This is a genomic window from Arthrobacter sp. CMU6 (assembly GCF_059090205.1).
Genome location: NZ_JBNHFL010000089.1, coordinates 1 through 593, shown reverse-complemented (window position 1 = coordinate 593; position 593 = coordinate 1). Strand labels below are relative to the sequence as shown.

Genomic DNA, 593 nt, shown 5'->3' with positions numbered 1-593 from the left:
GAGCTCGGCGCCGTCGAGCCTGGTGAGGACGTCACCGGGCCTGATACCGGCCTTGTCTGCGGGTCCGCCTTCCTGGACCGTGAGTGCCAGCGCCCCGCGGGTGTCCGGCAGCCCCAGTTCTTCGGCTATCTGCTGGCTGATCTCGCCCAGTCCCAAGCCTATGAAGGAGTGCTCGGCAGTTCCGTCCGCGCGGAGTTGGTCTGCCACCTTCACCGCGGTGGCGGCCGGGATGGCGAAGCCGAGTGCCACAGCCCCGGACTGCGGGGGTATGTAGGCCTCACTGATTCCGACCACTTCGCCCCTGCTGTTCACGACGGCGCCGCCGGAGTTGCCGGGGCTGATCGCGGCATCCGTTTGGATGAGGTCGACGAGGGACTGGCTGCTGGACGCCGACCCCGGTATCTGCCGGTGCAGGCCCGAGATGATGCCCGCCGTCGCAGTGTTCTCAAAACCGAGCGGCGAACCGATCACCACGGCCAGTTCACCGATCCGGGGCAGGGCAGACTGGAATTTGGCGGCCGGGAGGCCCGTCCGCTTTGCCTCCACCAAGGCAAGATCCGAGACCGGGTCCGTTGCCCGTACCGTTCCGGCCA

Annotated in this window: 1 protein-coding gene; it reads right to left on the bottom strand. The window is 68.0% G+C overall.

Annotation, left to right across the window (positions count from 1 at the left end; all coding sequences use genetic code 11):
* On the bottom strand, positions 1–593 hold a 593-nt coding region (locus AC5RWD_RS23175; RefSeq protein ID WP_494022264.1), incomplete at both ends, for a S1C family serine protease.